General features: G+C 75.2%; 12 protein-coding genes. 2 read left to right on the top strand and 10 right to left on the bottom strand.

All coding sequences use genetic code 11. From position 1 onward, the window contains the following. Positions 1 to 121 precede the first annotated feature (121 nt). Entirely contained in the window at positions 122 to 1,849 is a 1,728-nt protein-coding gene (locus ACWD4P_RS05190) for an FAD-dependent monooxygenase (protein ID WP_449778605.1), read from the top strand. A 52-nt stretch (positions 1,850 to 1,901) separates the two neighbouring features. Here ACWD4P_RS05190 and rny read toward each other — a convergent pair whose 3' ends face one another. From rny to ACWD4P_RS05155, 7 genes are all read right to left on the bottom strand, one after another. Further along, entirely contained in the window at positions 1,902 to 3,371 is a 1,470-nt protein-coding gene (gene rny, locus ACWD4P_RS05185) for a ribonuclease Y (RefSeq protein WP_449778604.1), read from the bottom strand. Between the two features lie 142 nt (positions 3,372 to 3,513). After that, entirely contained in the window at positions 3,514 to 4,509 is a 996-nt protein-coding gene (gene recX, locus ACWD4P_RS05180) for a recombination regulator RecX (RefSeq protein WP_449778603.1), read from the bottom strand. Between the two features lie 4 nt (positions 4,510 to 4,513). Continuing rightward, on the bottom strand, positions 4,514 to 5,629 hold the full coding sequence (gene recA / locus ACWD4P_RS05175; RefSeq protein ID WP_449778602.1) for a recombinase RecA: 1,116 nt from the start codon (positions 5,627 to 5,629) through the stop codon (positions 4,514 to 4,516). 195 nt (positions 5,630 to 5,824) lie between these two features. Beyond that, the gene (locus tag ACWD4P_RS05170) at positions 5,825 to 7,072 is read right to left on the bottom strand and encodes an AI-2E family transporter (RefSeq protein ID WP_449778601.1); all 1,248 of its coding nucleotides are present in this window, start codon (positions 7,070 to 7,072) and stop codon (positions 5,825 to 5,827) included. 19 nt (positions 7,073 to 7,091) lie between these two features. Beyond that, positions 7,092 to 7,286 (bottom strand): DUF3046 domain-containing protein, encoded by a 195-nt coding sequence (locus ACWD4P_RS05165; protein WP_449778600.1) that lies wholly within the window; start codon positions 7,284 to 7,286, stop codon positions 7,092 to 7,094. Beyond that, the gene (locus ACWD4P_RS05160) at positions 7,283 to 7,873 is read right to left on the bottom strand and encodes a GNAT family N-acetyltransferase (protein ID WP_449778599.1); all 591 of its coding nucleotides are present in this window, start codon (positions 7,871 to 7,873) and stop codon (positions 7,283 to 7,285) included. Before ACWD4P_RS05160 ends, ACWD4P_RS05165 begins: the two co-directional genes overlap by 4 nt. Positions 7,874 to 7,928: 55 nt before the next feature. Next, complete coding sequence (locus ACWD4P_RS05155) at positions 7,929 to 9,386, bottom strand: S8 family peptidase (protein ID WP_449778598.1); 1,458 nt, start codon at positions 9,384 to 9,386, stop codon at positions 7,929 to 7,931. Between the two features lie 184 nt (positions 9,387 to 9,570). On the opposite strand from ACWD4P_RS05155, the gene ACWD4P_RS05150 reads away from it, so the two are divergent. Beyond that, a complete protein-coding gene (locus ACWD4P_RS05150) occupies positions 9,571 to 14,322 on the top strand; it encodes an ATP-dependent helicase (protein ID WP_449778597.1) in 4,752 nt (1,583 codons plus the stop codon). A gap of 114 nt (positions 14,323 to 14,436) precedes the next feature. Here ACWD4P_RS05150 and ACWD4P_RS05145 read toward each other — a convergent pair whose 3' ends face one another. The 3 genes from ACWD4P_RS05145 to ACWD4P_RS05135 form a co-directional block, all read right to left on the bottom strand. Beyond that, positions 14,437 to 14,745 carry a hypothetical protein gene (locus tag ACWD4P_RS05145; RefSeq protein ID WP_449778596.1) on the bottom strand — a complete coding sequence of 103 codons (309 nt, stop codon included), beginning with the start codon at positions 14,743 to 14,745 and terminating at the stop codon, positions 14,437 to 14,439. A gap of 55 nt (positions 14,746 to 14,800) precedes the next feature. Then, entirely contained in the window at positions 14,801 to 15,169 is a 369-nt protein-coding gene (locus ACWD4P_RS05140; RefSeq protein WP_350739875.1) for a helix-turn-helix domain-containing protein, read from the bottom strand. Between the two features lie 350 nt (positions 15,170 to 15,519). After that, positions 15,520 to 15,981 carry a CinA family protein gene (locus ACWD4P_RS05135; protein WP_449778654.1) on the bottom strand — a complete coding sequence of 154 codons (462 nt, stop codon included), beginning with the start codon at positions 15,979 to 15,981 and terminating at the stop codon, positions 15,520 to 15,522. Between the last annotated feature and the right edge of the window lie 37 nt (positions 15,982 to 16,018).

Below are 16,018 nucleotides of genomic sequence, written 5' to 3'. Positions count from 1 at the left end.
GGACACGCAGGTGATCTGTTGCATTGCTGTTCGTGACACCTCCCGGGAGCATCCACGCGGCATATGCGGCAGCGGTAACTGACGCCGGCCGATCGGCCGGTTCGTGCCCGGAGGTCCCCTCATGGACCCGGTGATCGTGGTCGGGGCCGGACCGGTCGGTCTGGCCCTGGCCCTCGCCCTGGCCCGGCACGAGGTGCCCACCATCGTCCTCGACGAGGGCTCCGGGCTCTGCCCGGAGGGCCCGCGCAGCCTCGTCCTCGGCGCCGACACCGCCGCCTTCCTGACCCGGATCGGCTACCCGCGGGCCGTCTCGGACTCCGCGCTCTGGGACTCCTTCGAGGTCTGGCGGCGCCGCCAGGAGGTGCTGCGGATCGACCTCACCGACTCGCCCACCTTCCACCTGCCCCAGCACCGCCTCCAGCGCGGGCTGCGCGACGCCCTCAGCGGCACCCCGCTGATCAAGCTGGTCCCGCTCAACCGGGTCGTCGAGCTCGAACAGGACCGCGGCGGCGTCAGCATCCGCACCGTGGGCACCCAGGACGGCACCACCACCTGGTGGCGCGGCAGCCACCTGGTGGGCTGCGACGGCGCGAGATCCGCCGTCCGCAAGCTCCTGAAGATCCGTTTCCCCGGCCGGCCCGCGGTCGACCGCAACGCCATCGCCACCGTCCGGGTCGACCTGCCCTTCGACGGCGCCCGGCTGCACCGCGAGCCCCCGTGGCGGGGCGACCGCGAGGCCTCGGCCCGTCCGCTGCCGGACGGCGTCTGGCGGCTCGACTGGCGGCTGCCCCCCGGCCGCCCCGCCGCCACCGAGACGGTCGACCCGCACGCCACCTGGCCCGGCATCGTCACCGGCGACACCCTGCTCACCCGCGTCACCTCCACCCTCACCGGCTGGTGCGGCGAGCTGCCCCGCTTCGAGCTGCTGGCCGCCGCCGACCACACCGCCCAGCAGCGGCTCGCCGCCCGCTTCCGGATCGGCCGCTGCTTCCTGGCCGGCGACGCCGCCCACCTGCACGGCGCGCTCGGCATGCAGAACCTCACGGACGGCCTGCGCGACGCCGACAACCTCGCCTGGCGGCTCGCCCTCGCCTGGCACCTCCACTCCGGCGGCCCGCAGCCCGGCGGCTCGCTGCTGGACGGCTACGAGGCCGAGCGGCGCGGCGCGGTCGGCGCCCGGCTGCGCGCCGTCGACCAGTCCATGCCGCTGCTGCGCCCGCTGCGCGGCTGGCAGCAGACCAGACGCTCGCTGCTGGTCGGCGGCTTCCGCAAGCACGCCCCGCTGCTCGCCGACGGGCCGCTCGGCACCGGCCGCTTCGGCGGCGCGCCCGCCTACCCGGCCGCGCCCTCCGGCGTCCCCGGCCGGGTCCCGGTGCAGCGCGGCGCGCGCGGCACCACCTCGCTCAGCGAACTGCTGCCCGCCACCGCGCCCGGCGTGCTCGTCCCGGACCTGCCGGTGCTCGCCGACGACGGCACCCCCGACCACCTGCACGCCCGGCTCGGCTCCACGTTCCTGCTGCTGCTGGTCGCCCCCGGCACCGCGGTCTGGTCCTCCGAGCACTGGCTCGGGGCCGGCCTGATGCCCCGCCTCGCCGAGGTCGCCGCCGCTCTGCCCGTCCCGGCCGAGGTGCTGGTCACCGAGGACTATCCGGGCGCCGGCCCGCACACCGTCCTGCTGATCCGCCCGGACGGCCACCTGGTCGGCGTCACCCAGGGCGCCGTCGCCGAGGACCTGCTCGCCCTCGCCGACAAGGCCCGCGGCGGCCCGGCCACACTCACCCCGGCGCCCGAGCCGGCCGACCAGCCCGCGTCCGAGCAGGTGGACTCCCCGAGCCGGGGCGCCTCCTAGGCAGCGTCGCGCCAACGGGGCGCGGGCCGAGGCTCGGGGGCCAGGGGCCGCCCTAGCCGGCCACCGCGGTGGCCCGGCTCTCGCGGACCACCGTCACCCTGATCCGGCCCGGGTAGGTCAGCTCGGTCGAGACCTGGCGGGCCACCTCGCGGGCGATCAGTTCGGCACCGAGGTCGTCCACCGCCTCCGGCCGGACCATCACCCGGACCTCGCGGCCGGCCTGCATCGCGAACACCTCGGCCACGCCCTCGTGCGAGCGCGCGATCTCCTCCAGCCGCGCCAGCCGCCGGACGTACAGCTCCAGCGACTCCTTGCGCGCGCCCGGCCGACCGCCCGAACAGCCGTCCGCGGCCTGGGTCAGCACGGCCGTCACGGTGCGGGGGTCGACCTCGTTGTGGTGGGCGGCGATCGCGTGCACCACCTCGGGGGTCTCGCCGTACCGCCGGGCGAGCTCCGCGCCGACGGCGGCGTGGCTGCCCTCGGACTCGTGGGTGAGCGCCTTGCCGATGTCGTGCAGCAGCGCCGCGCGCCGCACGGGCTCCGGGTCCACCCCGAGCTCGGCGGCCATCATCCCGGCCAGGTGCGCGGACTCCAGCAGGTGCCCGAGCACGTTCTGCCCGTACGACGCCCGGTAGCGCAACGAGCCCAGGGTGCGGACGAGTTCGGGGTGCATCCCGCCGACCCGGGCCTCCATCAGGGCGTCCTCGCCGGCCCGGACGCAGCGCTGCCCGACCTCCTCGCGACTGCGCTCGTACAGCTGCTCGATCCTGGTCGGGTGGATCCGGCCGTCCTCGACCAGCTGCTCCAGGGTGAGCCGGGCGGTCTCCCGGCGGATCGGGTCGAAGCAGGACAGCTGCACCGACTCCGGGGTGTCGTCGACGATCAGGTTCACACCGGTGACCGCCTCGAAGGCGCGGATGTTGCGGCCCTCGCGGCCGATGATCCGGCCCTTGATGTCCTCGTTCGGCAAGGGGAGGACGGTGACGGCGCTCTCCGCGGTCTGCTCCGTCGCCAGCCGCTGGACCGCCCCGGCGACGATGTCCCGGGCCCGGCGCTCGCCCTCCTCCCTGGCCTCGCGCTCGATCTCCCGGACGGTGACCGCGGCCTCCCGCCGGGCCGACTCCTCGGCCTCCCGCAGGAGTTCGGCGCGGGCTTGTTCGGCGGAGAGCCCGGCGGCCCGTTCCAGGGCCGCCACCCGCCGGGTGACCAGCGCCTCGGCCTCACCCCGGGACAGCTCCAACTCGGCCGAGCGCTCGGCCAGTTCGTCCTCTCGACGGCGCAGCCTGCGCAGCTCCTCGGCCATGTCCTCCTCGCGCCGGGCCAGTTCGACCCGCTGCCGGTCGGCCTGCCCCTCGGCCCACCGCCGGGCCTGCTCGGCCTCGGCCGACGCACGGCGCCGGGCCGCTCGCAGCCGCCCGATCGCCAGCCCGGCCGCCGCGGCGAACAGCAGCAGGAGGAGTGCGGCCGATCCGGCGACCACCACCAGTGAGCCGCTCGGGCCGGTGCCCGCCGAGATCCCCATTGCCGCCCACTCCCCCGTCGCCGCGCGGGCCGCCGTCCGGAGGCGCCCGGGAACTGATGGCGAGGCTAGGTGGGGGTCACGAAACGGTCAAGAGTTGATCTGGTTCACTCCAAGACGCCTACAGAACTGCCACCGCTCCTGACTATTCCGGACCCGGCAGTTCATTCTGCTCCTCCTCCAGCGCACCGCGCACCACCCGGAACGCCAGCCCCTCGGAGTAGCCGCGCCGGGCCAGCATCCCGACCAGTCGCCGGGTGCGCACCTGGGCGTCCAGCCCCCGGGTGGACCGCAGCTTGCGCTCGACCAGGGCCCGGGCCGCGTCCGTCTCGTCGTCGTGGTCGAGCTGGGCGACGGCCTGCTCGACCAGGTCGGCGGCGACGCCCTTGGTGCGCAGTTCCTGGGTCAGCGCCCGCCGGGACAGACCCCGGACGGCGTGCCGGGACTCCACCCAGGCCTGGGCGAAGGCCGCGTCGTCGATCAGCCCGACCTCTTCGAGCCGGGTGAGCACCTCGTCGGCCACCTCGTCGGGGATCTCCCGCTTGCGCAGGGCGTCGGCGAGCTGCTTGCGGGTCTTCGCGGCACCGGTCAGCAGCCGCAGGCAGATGTCCCGGGCGCGGGCCTCCGGGTCGGCGGACTCCTCGGACTGCTTCCGGGAGGCCCGGGCGGTGCCCTTCTCGTCGGACGGCCCCGCCGCGGAACGGCCCCGCCGTGCGCCGCGACGGGAGGTCGAGGCGGCCGCACCCCCGTGACCGGCCGCCTCGGCTCCGCCCCGGCCGCTCTCCGCGGCCGTCGGTGTCGGAGCGGGCCCCGCTCCGAGTTCCTCGGCCGCCAGGGCCGAGCGTCTCCGCCGGCGGCCGGTGGGCAGCTCGGAGGCGGAGACCAGGCCGAGCGCCTCGACCGGGATCTCCGCCGACTCCGGCCCGGGCGCCGCGCCGCGCCGCGCCCGGGCCGGAGCCAGGTCGAACTCCGGCTCAGGGCCGGATGCCCACGGTGTGGTGGCCCGGCCGCGGCCCCGGGAGCGCGACCCCCGGGGCTTCGCGACCACCGGTTCGGGCTCCTCCGCGACCGCGGCGAACCAGTCCGGCGGCCCGTGGTCGTCGTCCTCCGGGCCGCCGCCCGCCATGTCGTGCTGCGTCAACGGCTCAGGCCTTGGCCGCCGCCGTCTTCTTCGCCGCGGCCGTCTTGGTGGCGGTCGCGGTGATCGGCTTGGCGGCGCCGTCGGCAGCGGCGGCGGCCTCCGCGCCCTCAGCCGGCTCCTCCACCTTGGGACCGATGCCGAGCTTGCCCTTGATCTTCCGCTCGATCTCGTCGGCGAGCTGCGGGTTGTCCCGCAGGAAGTTGCGGGCGTTCTCCTTGCCCTGGCCGAGCTGGTCGCCCTCGTAGGTGTACCAGGCGCCCGACTTGCGGATGAAGCCGTGCTCCACGCCCATGTCGATCAGGCCGCCCTCGCGGCTGATGCCCACGCCGTAGAGGATGTCGAACTCGGCCTGCTTGAACGGCGCGGCGACCTTGTTCTTGACTACCTTGACGCGAGTGCGGTTGCCGACCGCCTCGGTGCCGTCCTTCAGGGTCTCGATCCGGCGGATGTCGAGGCGGACCGAGGCGTAGAACTTCAGCGCCCGGCCACCGGTCGTGGTCTCCGGCGAACCGAACATCACGCCGATCTTCTCGCGCAGCTGGTTGATGAAGATCGCGGTGGTGTTCGACTGGTTCAGCGCACCGGCGATCTTGCGCAGCGCCTGGCTCATCAGTCGCGCCTGGAGACCGACGTGCGAGTCGCCCATCTCGCCCTCGATCTCGGCGCGCGGCACGAGCGCCGCGACCGAGTCGATGATCACCAGGTCGATCGCGCCGGAGCGGATCAGCATGTCGGTGATCTCCAGCGCCTGCTCACCGGTGTCCGGCTGGCTGACCAGCAGGGCGTCGGTGTCCACGCCGAGCTTCTTGGCGTACTCCGGGTCGAGCGCGTGCTCCGCGTCGACGAACGCGACCGTGCCGCCGGCCTTCTGGGCGTTGGCGGCCAGGTGCAGGGTCAGGGTGGTCTTGCCGGAGGACTCGGGGCCGTAGATCTCGACCACTCGGCCGCGCGGAATGCCGCCGACCCCGAGGGCGACGTCCAGGGCGGTGGACCCGGTGGAGATCACCTCGACCGGCTCGTTGGCCTTCTCGCCGAGGCGCATCACCGAGCCCTTGCCGAACTGCCGCTCGATCTGGGCGAGAGCGGTCTCAAGGGCCTTCTCGCGGTCCGTACCTGCCATGGCTTTTTCCCTCGGGTTCTGTGCTGTGCGCTTCATCGTCATCGACGCTAGCGCGTCCCACTGACAAACGAGCCCGACCGGGCTCCGCCTGTGGAAAACTCCTCGCCGGAGAGTACAAAGAACATCTGTTCGATTCAAGCGTCGCACGTCCGGGCCGTGCCGCTCCCGAGGCACCCCCGGGAGCGGCGTCCCGGGTCACTCCCCGCGCCTGGCCCCGTCCCGGCCGACCATCCGGCGCAGCCTCCGGGCGGCCTCCCGGCGCAGCTCCCGCCTGGCCCGCCGCTGCTCGCCCCGGTCGATCCGGGGATCGGTGGCCACCTCGTAGCGCCGCACGTACGTGCCCACGAAGCCCTGGAGCGTCGCCGCCGCCGGGATCGCGATCAGCGCGCCCACCGCGCCGAGCAGTGCCGCCCCCGCGATCACCGAGCCGAAGGCCAGCGCCGGGTGCACGTCCACCGTCCGCGCGGTGATCCGCGGCTGCAGCAGGTAGTTCTCGATCTGCTGGTAGACCACCACGAAGCCCAGCACCCACAGCGCGTCCACCGGGTCCACCGTCAGCGCCACCAGCACCGGGAGCGCCCCGGCGAGGTACGTCCCGATGGTCGGCACGAACTGCGACATGACGCCCACCCAGACCGCCAGCGCCGCCGCGTACGGCAGGTCCAGCAGCGCGAACATCACCCAGTGCCCGATGGACGACACCACCGCGAGCAGGGCCCGGGAGTAGAGGTAGCCCCCGGTCTTGGCGAGCGCGATCTCCCAGGCCCGCAGCACCTCGCCCTGCTTGGCCGGCGGCAGCATCGAACAGACCGTCCGGCGCACCCGCGGGCCCTCGGCGGTGAAGTAGAACGTGAACAGCCCGACCGTGAAGGCCTGGAAGAGCCCGCCGATCAGGGTGGAGGAGACACCCCAGACGTTGTCGGCGGCCTGCTGGACGTAGCTCTCGATGGCGCCGGAGTCCTTGAGCAATCGATTCTGCAGCTCACCCAGTGAGAGCTCCTGGTGGAAGGTCCGGTTGATCCACCCGATCAGGCTGTCGACCAGGTGCGGCAGATCCCCGGCGATCTTCGCCACCTGGTCGACCAGCAGCGTCCCGAGCGCGGCGAGGAAGCCGACCACCGCGACCCCGACCGCCACGAACACCAGGAAGGTCCCGATGCCCCGGCGCACCCCCCGCGCCGCCATCCGGTCCACGGCCGGCTCCAGCGCCAACGACAGGAAGAACGACACCAGCAGCATCACGAACAGGTCGATCAGCTGCCGGAACGCCCAGTCCGCGAGCTGGAACAGCCCCACCAGCACCAGGAACAGCACCATCGCCCGCGGCAGCCAGCGCGGCATCCCGCCGCCGCCCCACAGCCCCCCACCCGCCGGGGTGCCGTCGGCATCCCGGTCCGAATTCTTCTGTTCCGCGCTATTTGTCACCCGGACAGTCTGTCCCATGCCGTCCGGAGGCCGGCAGTCAGCGCAGCGCCCCGGAGACGCCCTGGGTGTCGCAGACCGCGCGCCAGACGTCCTTGGCCTCCCAGCCCGCCTCCAGCGCCTGCCGCACCGTCCGGCCGCCCAGCTCGCTCATCACGTGGTCGGTCGCGAACGACTCCGCGTACGCCTCCCCGAAGTGCGCGTACATCCGTCGCCAGAACTCCGTCAGCCTCATGCCCCAAGTATCCCGGACCGCGCCCGCCACTCCCCGAGCGTCAGCGCGTACTCGACCTCCCCGTGCTCGCTGCCCGGGATCATCTCCGGGTAGTCCTCGTGGAACGTGCGGACGAACGACAGCCCGCTCTTCTCCATGACGCGCCGCGAGCCCGCGTTCACCGTCATCGTGTACGCCACCACCCGCTCCACCCCCAGCTCCGCGAACCCGAGCCGGACCAGCGCCCGCGCCCCCTCCGTCGCGTACCCGCGCCCCCACGCGGCCCGCCGCAACCGGTACCCGAGCTCGACCTCGCTCCGCTCCCCCTCCCGCGTCGGCCGGAACTCGAACCACCCCAGGAACGCCCCGCCCGCCCGCTCCTCGGCCGCCCACCACCCGAGATCGCCGTACCGCCGGTAGCACTCCAGGTACCGCGGCAGCAGCTCCCCCTCGACCCACTCCCGCGCACTCGGCTTCCCCCCGGTCAGGAAGCGCATCACCTGTGGGTCACCGTCCAGTTCCACGAGCCGCTCGACGTCATCCGGGCCGAAGCGCCGCAACGCCAGCCGCTCGGTCTCCAGGAACACACCCGCATCCGCATCGCCCATGCCCCGATCCTCGCCCCGGCGACACCGCCCCGTCACCCGCTTTTCCTCGGCCCCCTCAACGGGGCAGGGCCAGTACCCCCGCCCCGAAGTACCCCCGGTCCGCGCACCCCGCGGCACACCCGGCCCCCGCCGCGCCGGTCAGCATCCCCACCAGCTCGTCCGCCCCCGCCCCCGGACGCAGCGCCGCCGCCACGGCCACCGCTCCCGTCACGTGCGCCGCCGCCATCGAGGTCCCCGCCAGCGCCGCGTACCTCCCGTCCGGCCAGTCGGACACGACCGCCCCCTGCGGCCCGCCGTCCGGCTCGCCGCCCGGCGCGGCCAGCGAGACCCGTCCGCGCCCGTGGTTGGAGTAGCCCGCCGGGTGCCCGTCCCGGTCCAGCGCGGTGACGGTGACCACCCCCGGCAGTTCCCCGGGCAGCCGCACGCACTCCGTGCCGAGGCGGCGGACGGGCGCCGGCCCCGAGATCCGGTCGTTGGGGCTCCGCTCGTCGGTCCGCGCCGCGCCGAGGTCCTGCCCGTCGTTGCCCGCCGAGGCGACCACCACCGCCCCCTTCCGCCGGGCGTAGCCGGCGGCCCGGCCGACGGCCGCGACCAGCGCGGCCTGGTCCGCGTCCTCGGGGCAGTTGTACTTCCACGGGTCGGCGAAGTAGCTGTTGTTGATCGCCCTGGCCCCGTGGTCGGCGGCCCAGAGCAGGCCGCAGACGATGTTCTCCGCGTAGTACTGCCCGAGCGGCCCGAGCAGCCGCACCGCCGCGATCCGCACGCCGGGCGCCACCCCGGAGACCCCGTGGCCGTCCCGGGCGGCGCCGACGATCCCGGCGACGTGCGTGCCGTGGCCGCTCTCGGCCACCCCGGGCTCGGGCCGCCAGGCGCCGGTGCGGGCGTCGGGCCGGCCGTCCGCGCAGGAGGCGGAGGCCTTCGGGTCGACGGCGGCGCGCAGGTCCGGATGGGTGTCGTCGACCCCGGAGTCCAGTACGGCGACCAGCACCCCGCGCAGCACGTCGGGGCCGGGCGCGGCGCCGCCGCCGATCATGGCGAGGTTCCAGGCGTCCCCCTCCCCCGGGTCGGGCACCGTGACGGTCTCCCCGTCGGCCCGGTCGCCGCCCCGTCCCCCTCGGGGGCCCGCCGTGAAGTCCCCCGCGCCCGCCACCTGCCGCGGCGGCGCGACCACCGGCGCGGTCCTGGTCGCCCCGACGGCGGCGATCCCGGGCCTGGCCCGCACGCGCTCGGCGAACGGCCCGGTCGCGTACACCAGCACGGCCCCGATCTGCGGGTACTCCTGGACCACCTGCCCGCCCGCCGCCCTGCTCTCCGTCCCGGCCCGGGCCGCGCCGGCGGCGTCCTCGCCCTCGGCCAGCACCAGGTAGCTGAGGTACGCCCGCCCCGGCCCGGCCATGTACGGGACGGCGCCGCCGACCACCAGCGCCGTGAGCAGCATCGCCAGCAGCGCCCTGGCCGGTCCGCGGGGCCGACGGCGCCGGGCGGTCCGGCCCGACGGGTGCGCCTGCACCATCGCACGGTCTCCGCTCGTCGGTCCGTTCGGTCACGGATGGGTCAAACATCCGATTCCTCACCATATGAGCGGATCATCGTTTCTGCTCCCCGGCTTGCTCCCCGCCCGTATCCCCCTCCCGCCGATTCCCCTGCCCCCCTCGCCTCCCGCCCCACGTGTCAGTCCCACCCGGCACCATGGGGGCATGGCGCCCCAGCACCCCACCCCGCCCGCCGACGACCCCCTGGCCGGCTTCGCCCCGGCCACCCGGGCCTGGTTCACCGGTGCCTTCTCCGCCCCCACCGCCGCCCAGGCCGAGGCCTGGCGCGCCATCCAGCGGGAGACGGACGTCCTGGTGGTCGCCCCCACCGGCTCCGGGAAGACGCTGGCCGCCTTCCTCTCCGCCCTCGACCGCCTCAGCAGCACCCCGCCCCCCGCCGAGTCCAAGCGCCGTTGCCGGGTCCTCTACGTCTCACCGCTCAAGGCCCTGGCCGTGGACGTGGAACGGAACCTGCGCGCGCCCCTGACCGGCCTGCGCCAGGCCGCCGTCCGCCTCGGCCTGCCCGAGCCCGAGGTCCAGGTCGCGATCCGCTCCGGCGACACCCCGGCCACCGACCGCCGCCGCTTCGCGACCCACCCGCCGGACATCCTGATCACCACGCCCGAGTCGCTGTTCCTGCTGCTCACCTCCGCCTCCCGGGAGGCCCTGCGCGGCGTGGACACGGTGATCCTGGACGAGGTGCACGCGGTCGCCGGCACCAAGCGCGGCGCGCACCTCGCGCTCAGCCTGGAACGGCTGGACGAGCTGCTGGACCGCCCGGCCCGCCGGATCGGCCTGTCCGCGACGGTCCGCCCGGTCGAGGAGGTGGCCCGATTCCTCAGCCCGCGGCGGGGCGCCGTCGTGGTCCAGCCCGCCGCCGCCAAGGAGTTCGACCTCTCGGTGGTCGTCCCCGTCCCCGACCTGGACGACCTGCCCGCCGCCCCGGCCACCGGCGGCGCCGCCGGGAGCGATCCGCAGCGGCAGGGGGCACCTCCCGGCGGCCGGGCCGGGGGCGCCTCGATCTGGCCCCACGTCGAGGAGCGGATCGTCGACCTGGTCGAGGCGCACCGCTCGACCATCGTCTTCGCCAACTCGCGCCGGCTGGCCGAACGGCTGTGCAACCGGCTGAACGAGATCGCCCACGAGCGCGCCACCGGCACCGCCTTCCCCGAGGCGCACGCCCCCGCCGAGCTGATGGGCGGCTCGGGCGCCGCCAGGGGCGCGCCCCCGGTCATCGCCCGGGCCCACCACGGCTCCGTCTCCAAGGAGCAGCGCTCGCTCGTCGAGGAGGAGTTGAAGGCCGGCCGGCTGCCCGCCGTGGTGGCCACCTCCAGCCTGGAGCTGGGCATCGACATGGGCGCCGTCGAGCTGGTCGTCCAGGTCGAGTCCCCGCCCTCGGTCGCCTCAGGCCTGCAGCGGGTCGGCCGGGCCGGCCACCAGGTCGGCGCCGTCTCCACCGGCGTCTTCTTCCCCAAGTACCGGGGAGACCTCGTGCAGTCCGCCGTGGTCACCGAGCGGATGCGGGCCGGCCGGATCGAGGCACTGCGCATCCCGCGCAACCCGCTGGACGTGCTCGCCCAGCAGCTCGTCGCGATGACGGCCCTGGACTCCTGGCCGGTGGACGAGCTGCTCGCCGTGGTCCGCCGGGCCGCGCCCTTCGCGACCCTCCCGCAGTCCGCCTTCGACGCCGTGCTCGACATGCTGGCGGGCCGCTACCCCTCGGACGCCTTCGCCGAGTTGCGCCCCCGCCTGGTGTGGGACCGGGTGGCCGGCACGGTGACCGGCCGTCCCGGCGCCCAACGGCTGGCCGTCACCTCCGGCGGCACCATCCCCGACCGCGGCCTGTTCGGCGTCTTCATCGCGGGGTCGGCCGCCTCCGACCCGAAGACGGCGAAGAAGGGCGGCGGCCGCGTCGGAGAGCTCGACGAGGAGATGGTCTACGAGTCCCGCGTCGGCGACGTGTTCACCCTCGGCACCACCTCCTGGCGGATCGAGGAGATCACCCACGACAAGGTGCTGGTCACCCCCGCCCCCGGCGTCCCCGGCCGGCTCCCGTTCTGGAAGGGCGACACCCTCGGCCGCCCGCTCGAACTCGGCCGCGCCCTGGGCGCGTTCACCCGCGAGCTGAGCGCCCTCGGCCCCGAGGCCGCCACCGAACGCCTCAAGCGGGCCGGCCTGGACGACTGGGCGGCCGCCAACCTGCTGGACTACCTGGCCGAGCAGCGCGCCGCCTGCGGGCACCTCCCGGACGACCGCACCATCGTGGTCGAGCGCTTCCGGGACGAGCTCGGCGACTGGCGGATCGTCGTCCACTCGCCCTTCGGCGCCCAGGTGCACGCCCCCTGGGCGCTCGCCCTCGGCGCCCGGCTGCGCGAGAAGCACGGCCTGGACCCCCAGGTCATGCACGCCGACGACGGCATCGTGCTCCGCCTGCCCGACGCCGACCTGCTGGCCCTCGACTTCGACTTCAACGCCCCCGCGGAGCGCTCCGCCCCGGACGAGGCCCCGGTGGGCGCCGACGCCACCCTGTTCGACCCGGGCGAGATCGAGCAGCTGGTCACCGACCAGGTCGGCGGCTCCGCCCTGTTCGCCTCCCGCTTCCGGGAGTGCGCCGGCCGCGCCCTGCTGCTGCCCCGCCGCAGCCCAGGCCGCCGCACCCCGCTCTGGCAGCAGCGCCAGCGCGCCGCCCAACTGCTCGAAGTCGCCTCCGAGTACGGCTCGTTCCCGATCGTCCTGGAGGCCGTCCGGGAGTGCCTGCAGGACGTCTTCGACGTCCCCGGCCTGGTCGAGCTGATGGGCGATCTGGAGTCCCGCGCCGTCCGGCTGGTCGAGGTCACCACCCCCGAGCCCTCGCCCTTCGCCCGCTCGCTCCTCTTCGGCTACGTCGCCCAGTTCCTCTACGAGGGCGACTCCCCGCTCGCCGAGCGCCGCGCCGCCGCCCTCTCCCTCGACTCCCGGCTGCTGTCCGAACTCCTCGGCCAGGCCGAGCTGAGCGAGCTGCTCGACCCCGACGTGCTCGCCGAGCTGGAGGCCGAGCTCCAGCGCCTCACCCCCGAACGCCGGATCAAGGACGCCGAGGGCGTCGCCGACGCCCTGCGCCTGCTCGGTCCGCTCACCGAGGCCGAGTTGACGGCCCGCGGCGCCGAGCCGCTCTGGGCGCTGGAGCTGGAGGCGGCCCGCCGGGTGATCCAGGTCCGGATCGCCGGCGAGCAGCGCTGGGCCGCGATCGAGGACGCCGGGCGGCTGCGCGACGCCCTGGGCACCCCGCTGCCGGTCGGCGTCCCGGAGGCCTTCACCGAGCCGGTCAAGGACCCCCTGGGGGACCTGATCGCCCGCCACGCCCGGACCCACGGCCCGTTCACCGCCGCCGAGGCGGCCGCCCGCCACGGCCTCGGCACCGCCGTGGTCACCGGCACCCTGCACCGCCTGACTACCGCCGGCCGCCTGGTCCAGGGCCAGTTCAGGCCGGCCGGCAGCCACATCGACCCCGAGTGGCACACCGCCCCCGAGTGGTGCGACGCCGAGGTGCTGCGCCGGCTGCGCCGCCGCTCGCTGGCCGCCCTGCGCCAGGAGGTCGAGCCGGTCCCGCCGCGTGCCCTGGGCGCCTTCCTGCCGCAGTGGCAGCACCTGGCGGGCCATCGACTGCGCGGCCCGGACGGCCTGTTGCGGGTGGTCGAGCAGCTCCAGGGCACCGCCCTGCCCGCCTCCGCGCTGGAGAAGCTGATCCTCCCGGCCCGGCTCGCCGACTACTCCCCCGGCCTGCTGGACGAGCTGATGGCGGCCGGCGAGATCGGCTGGTGCGGGGCCGGCGCCCTGCCCGGCAAGGACGGCTGGCTCAGCCTGCACCTCGCCGAGAACGCCCACCTGCTGCGCCCCGAGCCCGTTCCGCCCGCGCTCACGCCGGTGCACAGCGCCCTGATGTCCGCGCTGACCGGCGGCTACGGCCTGTTCTTCCGCCAACTCGTCCAGCAGCTCCCGGAGGAGACGCCCGAACCGGAGGTCGTCGAGGCCCTCTGGGACCTCCTCTGGGCCGGCTTCGTCACCAACGACACCCTCGCCCCGCTGCGTGCCCTGCTCGGCTCCGGCCGGACGGCGGGCGCCACCGCCCACCGCGCGCCCCGGTCCACGCCGCGCGGCCGCTACGGGGGTGCCGGCCGGTCGTTCGGCCGGGTCGGCGGGGCCCTGCGCAGCGGTCCGCCGACGGTGGCCGGCCGCTGGTCGCTGCTGCCGGCCTTCGCCTCCGACCCGACGGTCCGGGCCACCGCCCAGGCGCAGAACCTGCTGGACCGGCACGGTCTGCTCACCCGCGGCGCGGTGGCGGCCGAACGGGTGCCCGGCGGCTTCGCCGGGGTCTACCGGGTGCTGGCCGCGATGGAGGAGCGCGGCCGGGCCCGCCGGGGCTACTTCGTCGAGGGCCTGGGCGGTGCCCAGTTCGCCATGGAGGGCGCGGCCGACCGGCTGCGCTCGGTCAGCGGCCGGCTGGAGCGCGCCCGGGCCGCCGAGTGGCCGGCCTCCCCTGTCGGGGAGCCGCCGCAGGCGCTGGTGCTGGCCGCCGCCGATCCGGCCAACGCCTACGGCGCGGCCCTGCCCTGGCCCGAGCCGCCCACCGCCCCGGGCGGCCGGGAGTCCACCGCCCACCGCCCCGGTCGCAAGGCGGGTGCCCTGGTGGTCCTGGTGGACGGCGAGCTCGCCCTGTACGTCGAGCGCGGCGGCAAGTCCCTGCTGGCCTGGCCGGAGGACGAGGCCACCCGGGCGCTGGCGGCCGGGGCGCTCGCGGCCGCCGTCCGGGAGGGCGCGCTGGGCAGCGTCACGGTCGAGCGGGCCAACGGGGAGCCCGCCCTCGGTTCTCCGCTCGGCCGCGCCCTGGAGGAGGCCGGCTTCCACGCCACCCCGCGCGGCCTGCGGCTGCGTCCCTGAAGCCCCCGGCGCCCCGGACCACCGTGGACCGGTGGCCCGGGGCGCCGGTCCGGGGGTGCGAGAACGCCGAAAGGCCGCGGGGTCGAGAACCCCGCGGCCTTTCGCAACGTCGAATCACCCGATCGGCGGCGGCTGCGCCTCCACAGGTTCCACCGGGCCCACCGGTTCCGTACGGGGGCGCCGGGCCGGTCCGGTCGCGTTCCAGTCGGCGTGGACCGGTATGAGACCGAGTCCCCAGCCGCCGGCCGCGAGGAGCCCCAGCACCGCGCCGTGGGTCAGCTGCCCCTGGACGGCCAGGAGCCACCAGGCGAGCCCGGTCACGGAGACCACCAGCACCCACCGCACCGGACGCCGTACCCGGAGGAACAGTCGCGCCCGGGCCCGTATTCGGGCCATCGGGCGCGTCTGCGCGTCTGTTCGCACGACCGCCCTCCCTTCGCTCGCCCCGGGCAGGGACGCCCGGGAATCGAGGCCGGGGTCAGGCGGCGACCACGTCCATCGCGGCGGCCTTGGGCGACAGGTTCGCCCGGTCGGTGCCGGGGGCGGGCAGCGGAACCGGTTCGAGAACCGGCCTCAGCAGATCACCTTCGGAGAGGGTGGCCATCGCCGCAAGTTCGGCGAGCGACAGTTCGTCGCTGACCTCGCGCATGACCTCGGACATCCGGACGTCGAGTGCGTCGCAGATGGCGGAGAGCAGCTCCGAGGAGGCCTCCTTCTGTCCCCGCTCGACCTCGGAGAGGTATCCGAGCGAAACCCTGGCGGCCGCCGACACCTCGCGGAGTGTGCGGCCCTGGCGCTGGCGCTGCCGACGCAGTACATCGCCCAGTAGGCGACGGAGCAGGATCATCGGTGCCTCCCTCCTCGGACTGCGGATCGAGATGTCACGTCCCCACCGTACCGCCTTGCCCGCTTCGCGTGCGGGGACCCCGGTCGTGTTCACTCTGGGCTGCAAGGCCGCCCCCCTCCTTGTTCCGGTGTCGCACCCGGGTTCGCGGGCCCCTCGTGGTACCCGTCGCGGCCCGCCCGGCCACCGTCACGCAACTCGTTCGCCACCTGGTTTCTGCCCAACCAGGGTGTTGGATGTAACACGATCCTCCAGCTGTCCCATACCCGCGCGCCGGGCCGACGGATCCCGGTCCGTGGAGCCGTTCCCGGCGGGCCCCCTGTCGTACGGACGGACCCGCCGTACGAAGGGGCCTACCGTGCGAACCGACCGACCAGCAGCTCCAGCGCGGCGGTCACCGCCCCGTGACGGATTGTGGCACGACCGCCCGACAGCAGGGGAGAACTGACCAGAGTTCCGCCCGGGCCGGCGACCGCCAGGTGTACGGTGCCCACCGGTCGCCCGTCCTGCGGGTCCGGCCCGGCCACCCCGGTCGTCGCGAGCCCGTACGTGGCGCCCAGCAGCCCCCGCACGCCCTCGGCCATCTGTCGGGCCACCACCGGGTGGACCGGCCCGTACACGTCCAGCAGGCCCTCGTCCACCCCGAGCACCGAGGCCTTCAGCTCCGTCGCGTACGCGGTCACCGAGCCCCGGAAGGTCGTGGACGCCCCGGGGACGTCCACCAGGGCGGCGGCCAGCAGGCCCCCGGTCAGCGACTCGGCGACGGCCAGGGTGCCGCCCTCGGCCCGCAGCGCGGCGTGCGCGCGTTCGGCCAGTGCGTAGTCCCGCTCCGCCTCGGCCCGCTCCGCCGCG

The organism is Kitasatospora sp. NPDC002543 (genome assembly GCF_053594915.1).
The sequence above is the reverse complement of the archived record's forward strand: the minus strand, read 5'-3'. Positions and strand labels throughout refer to the sequence as shown.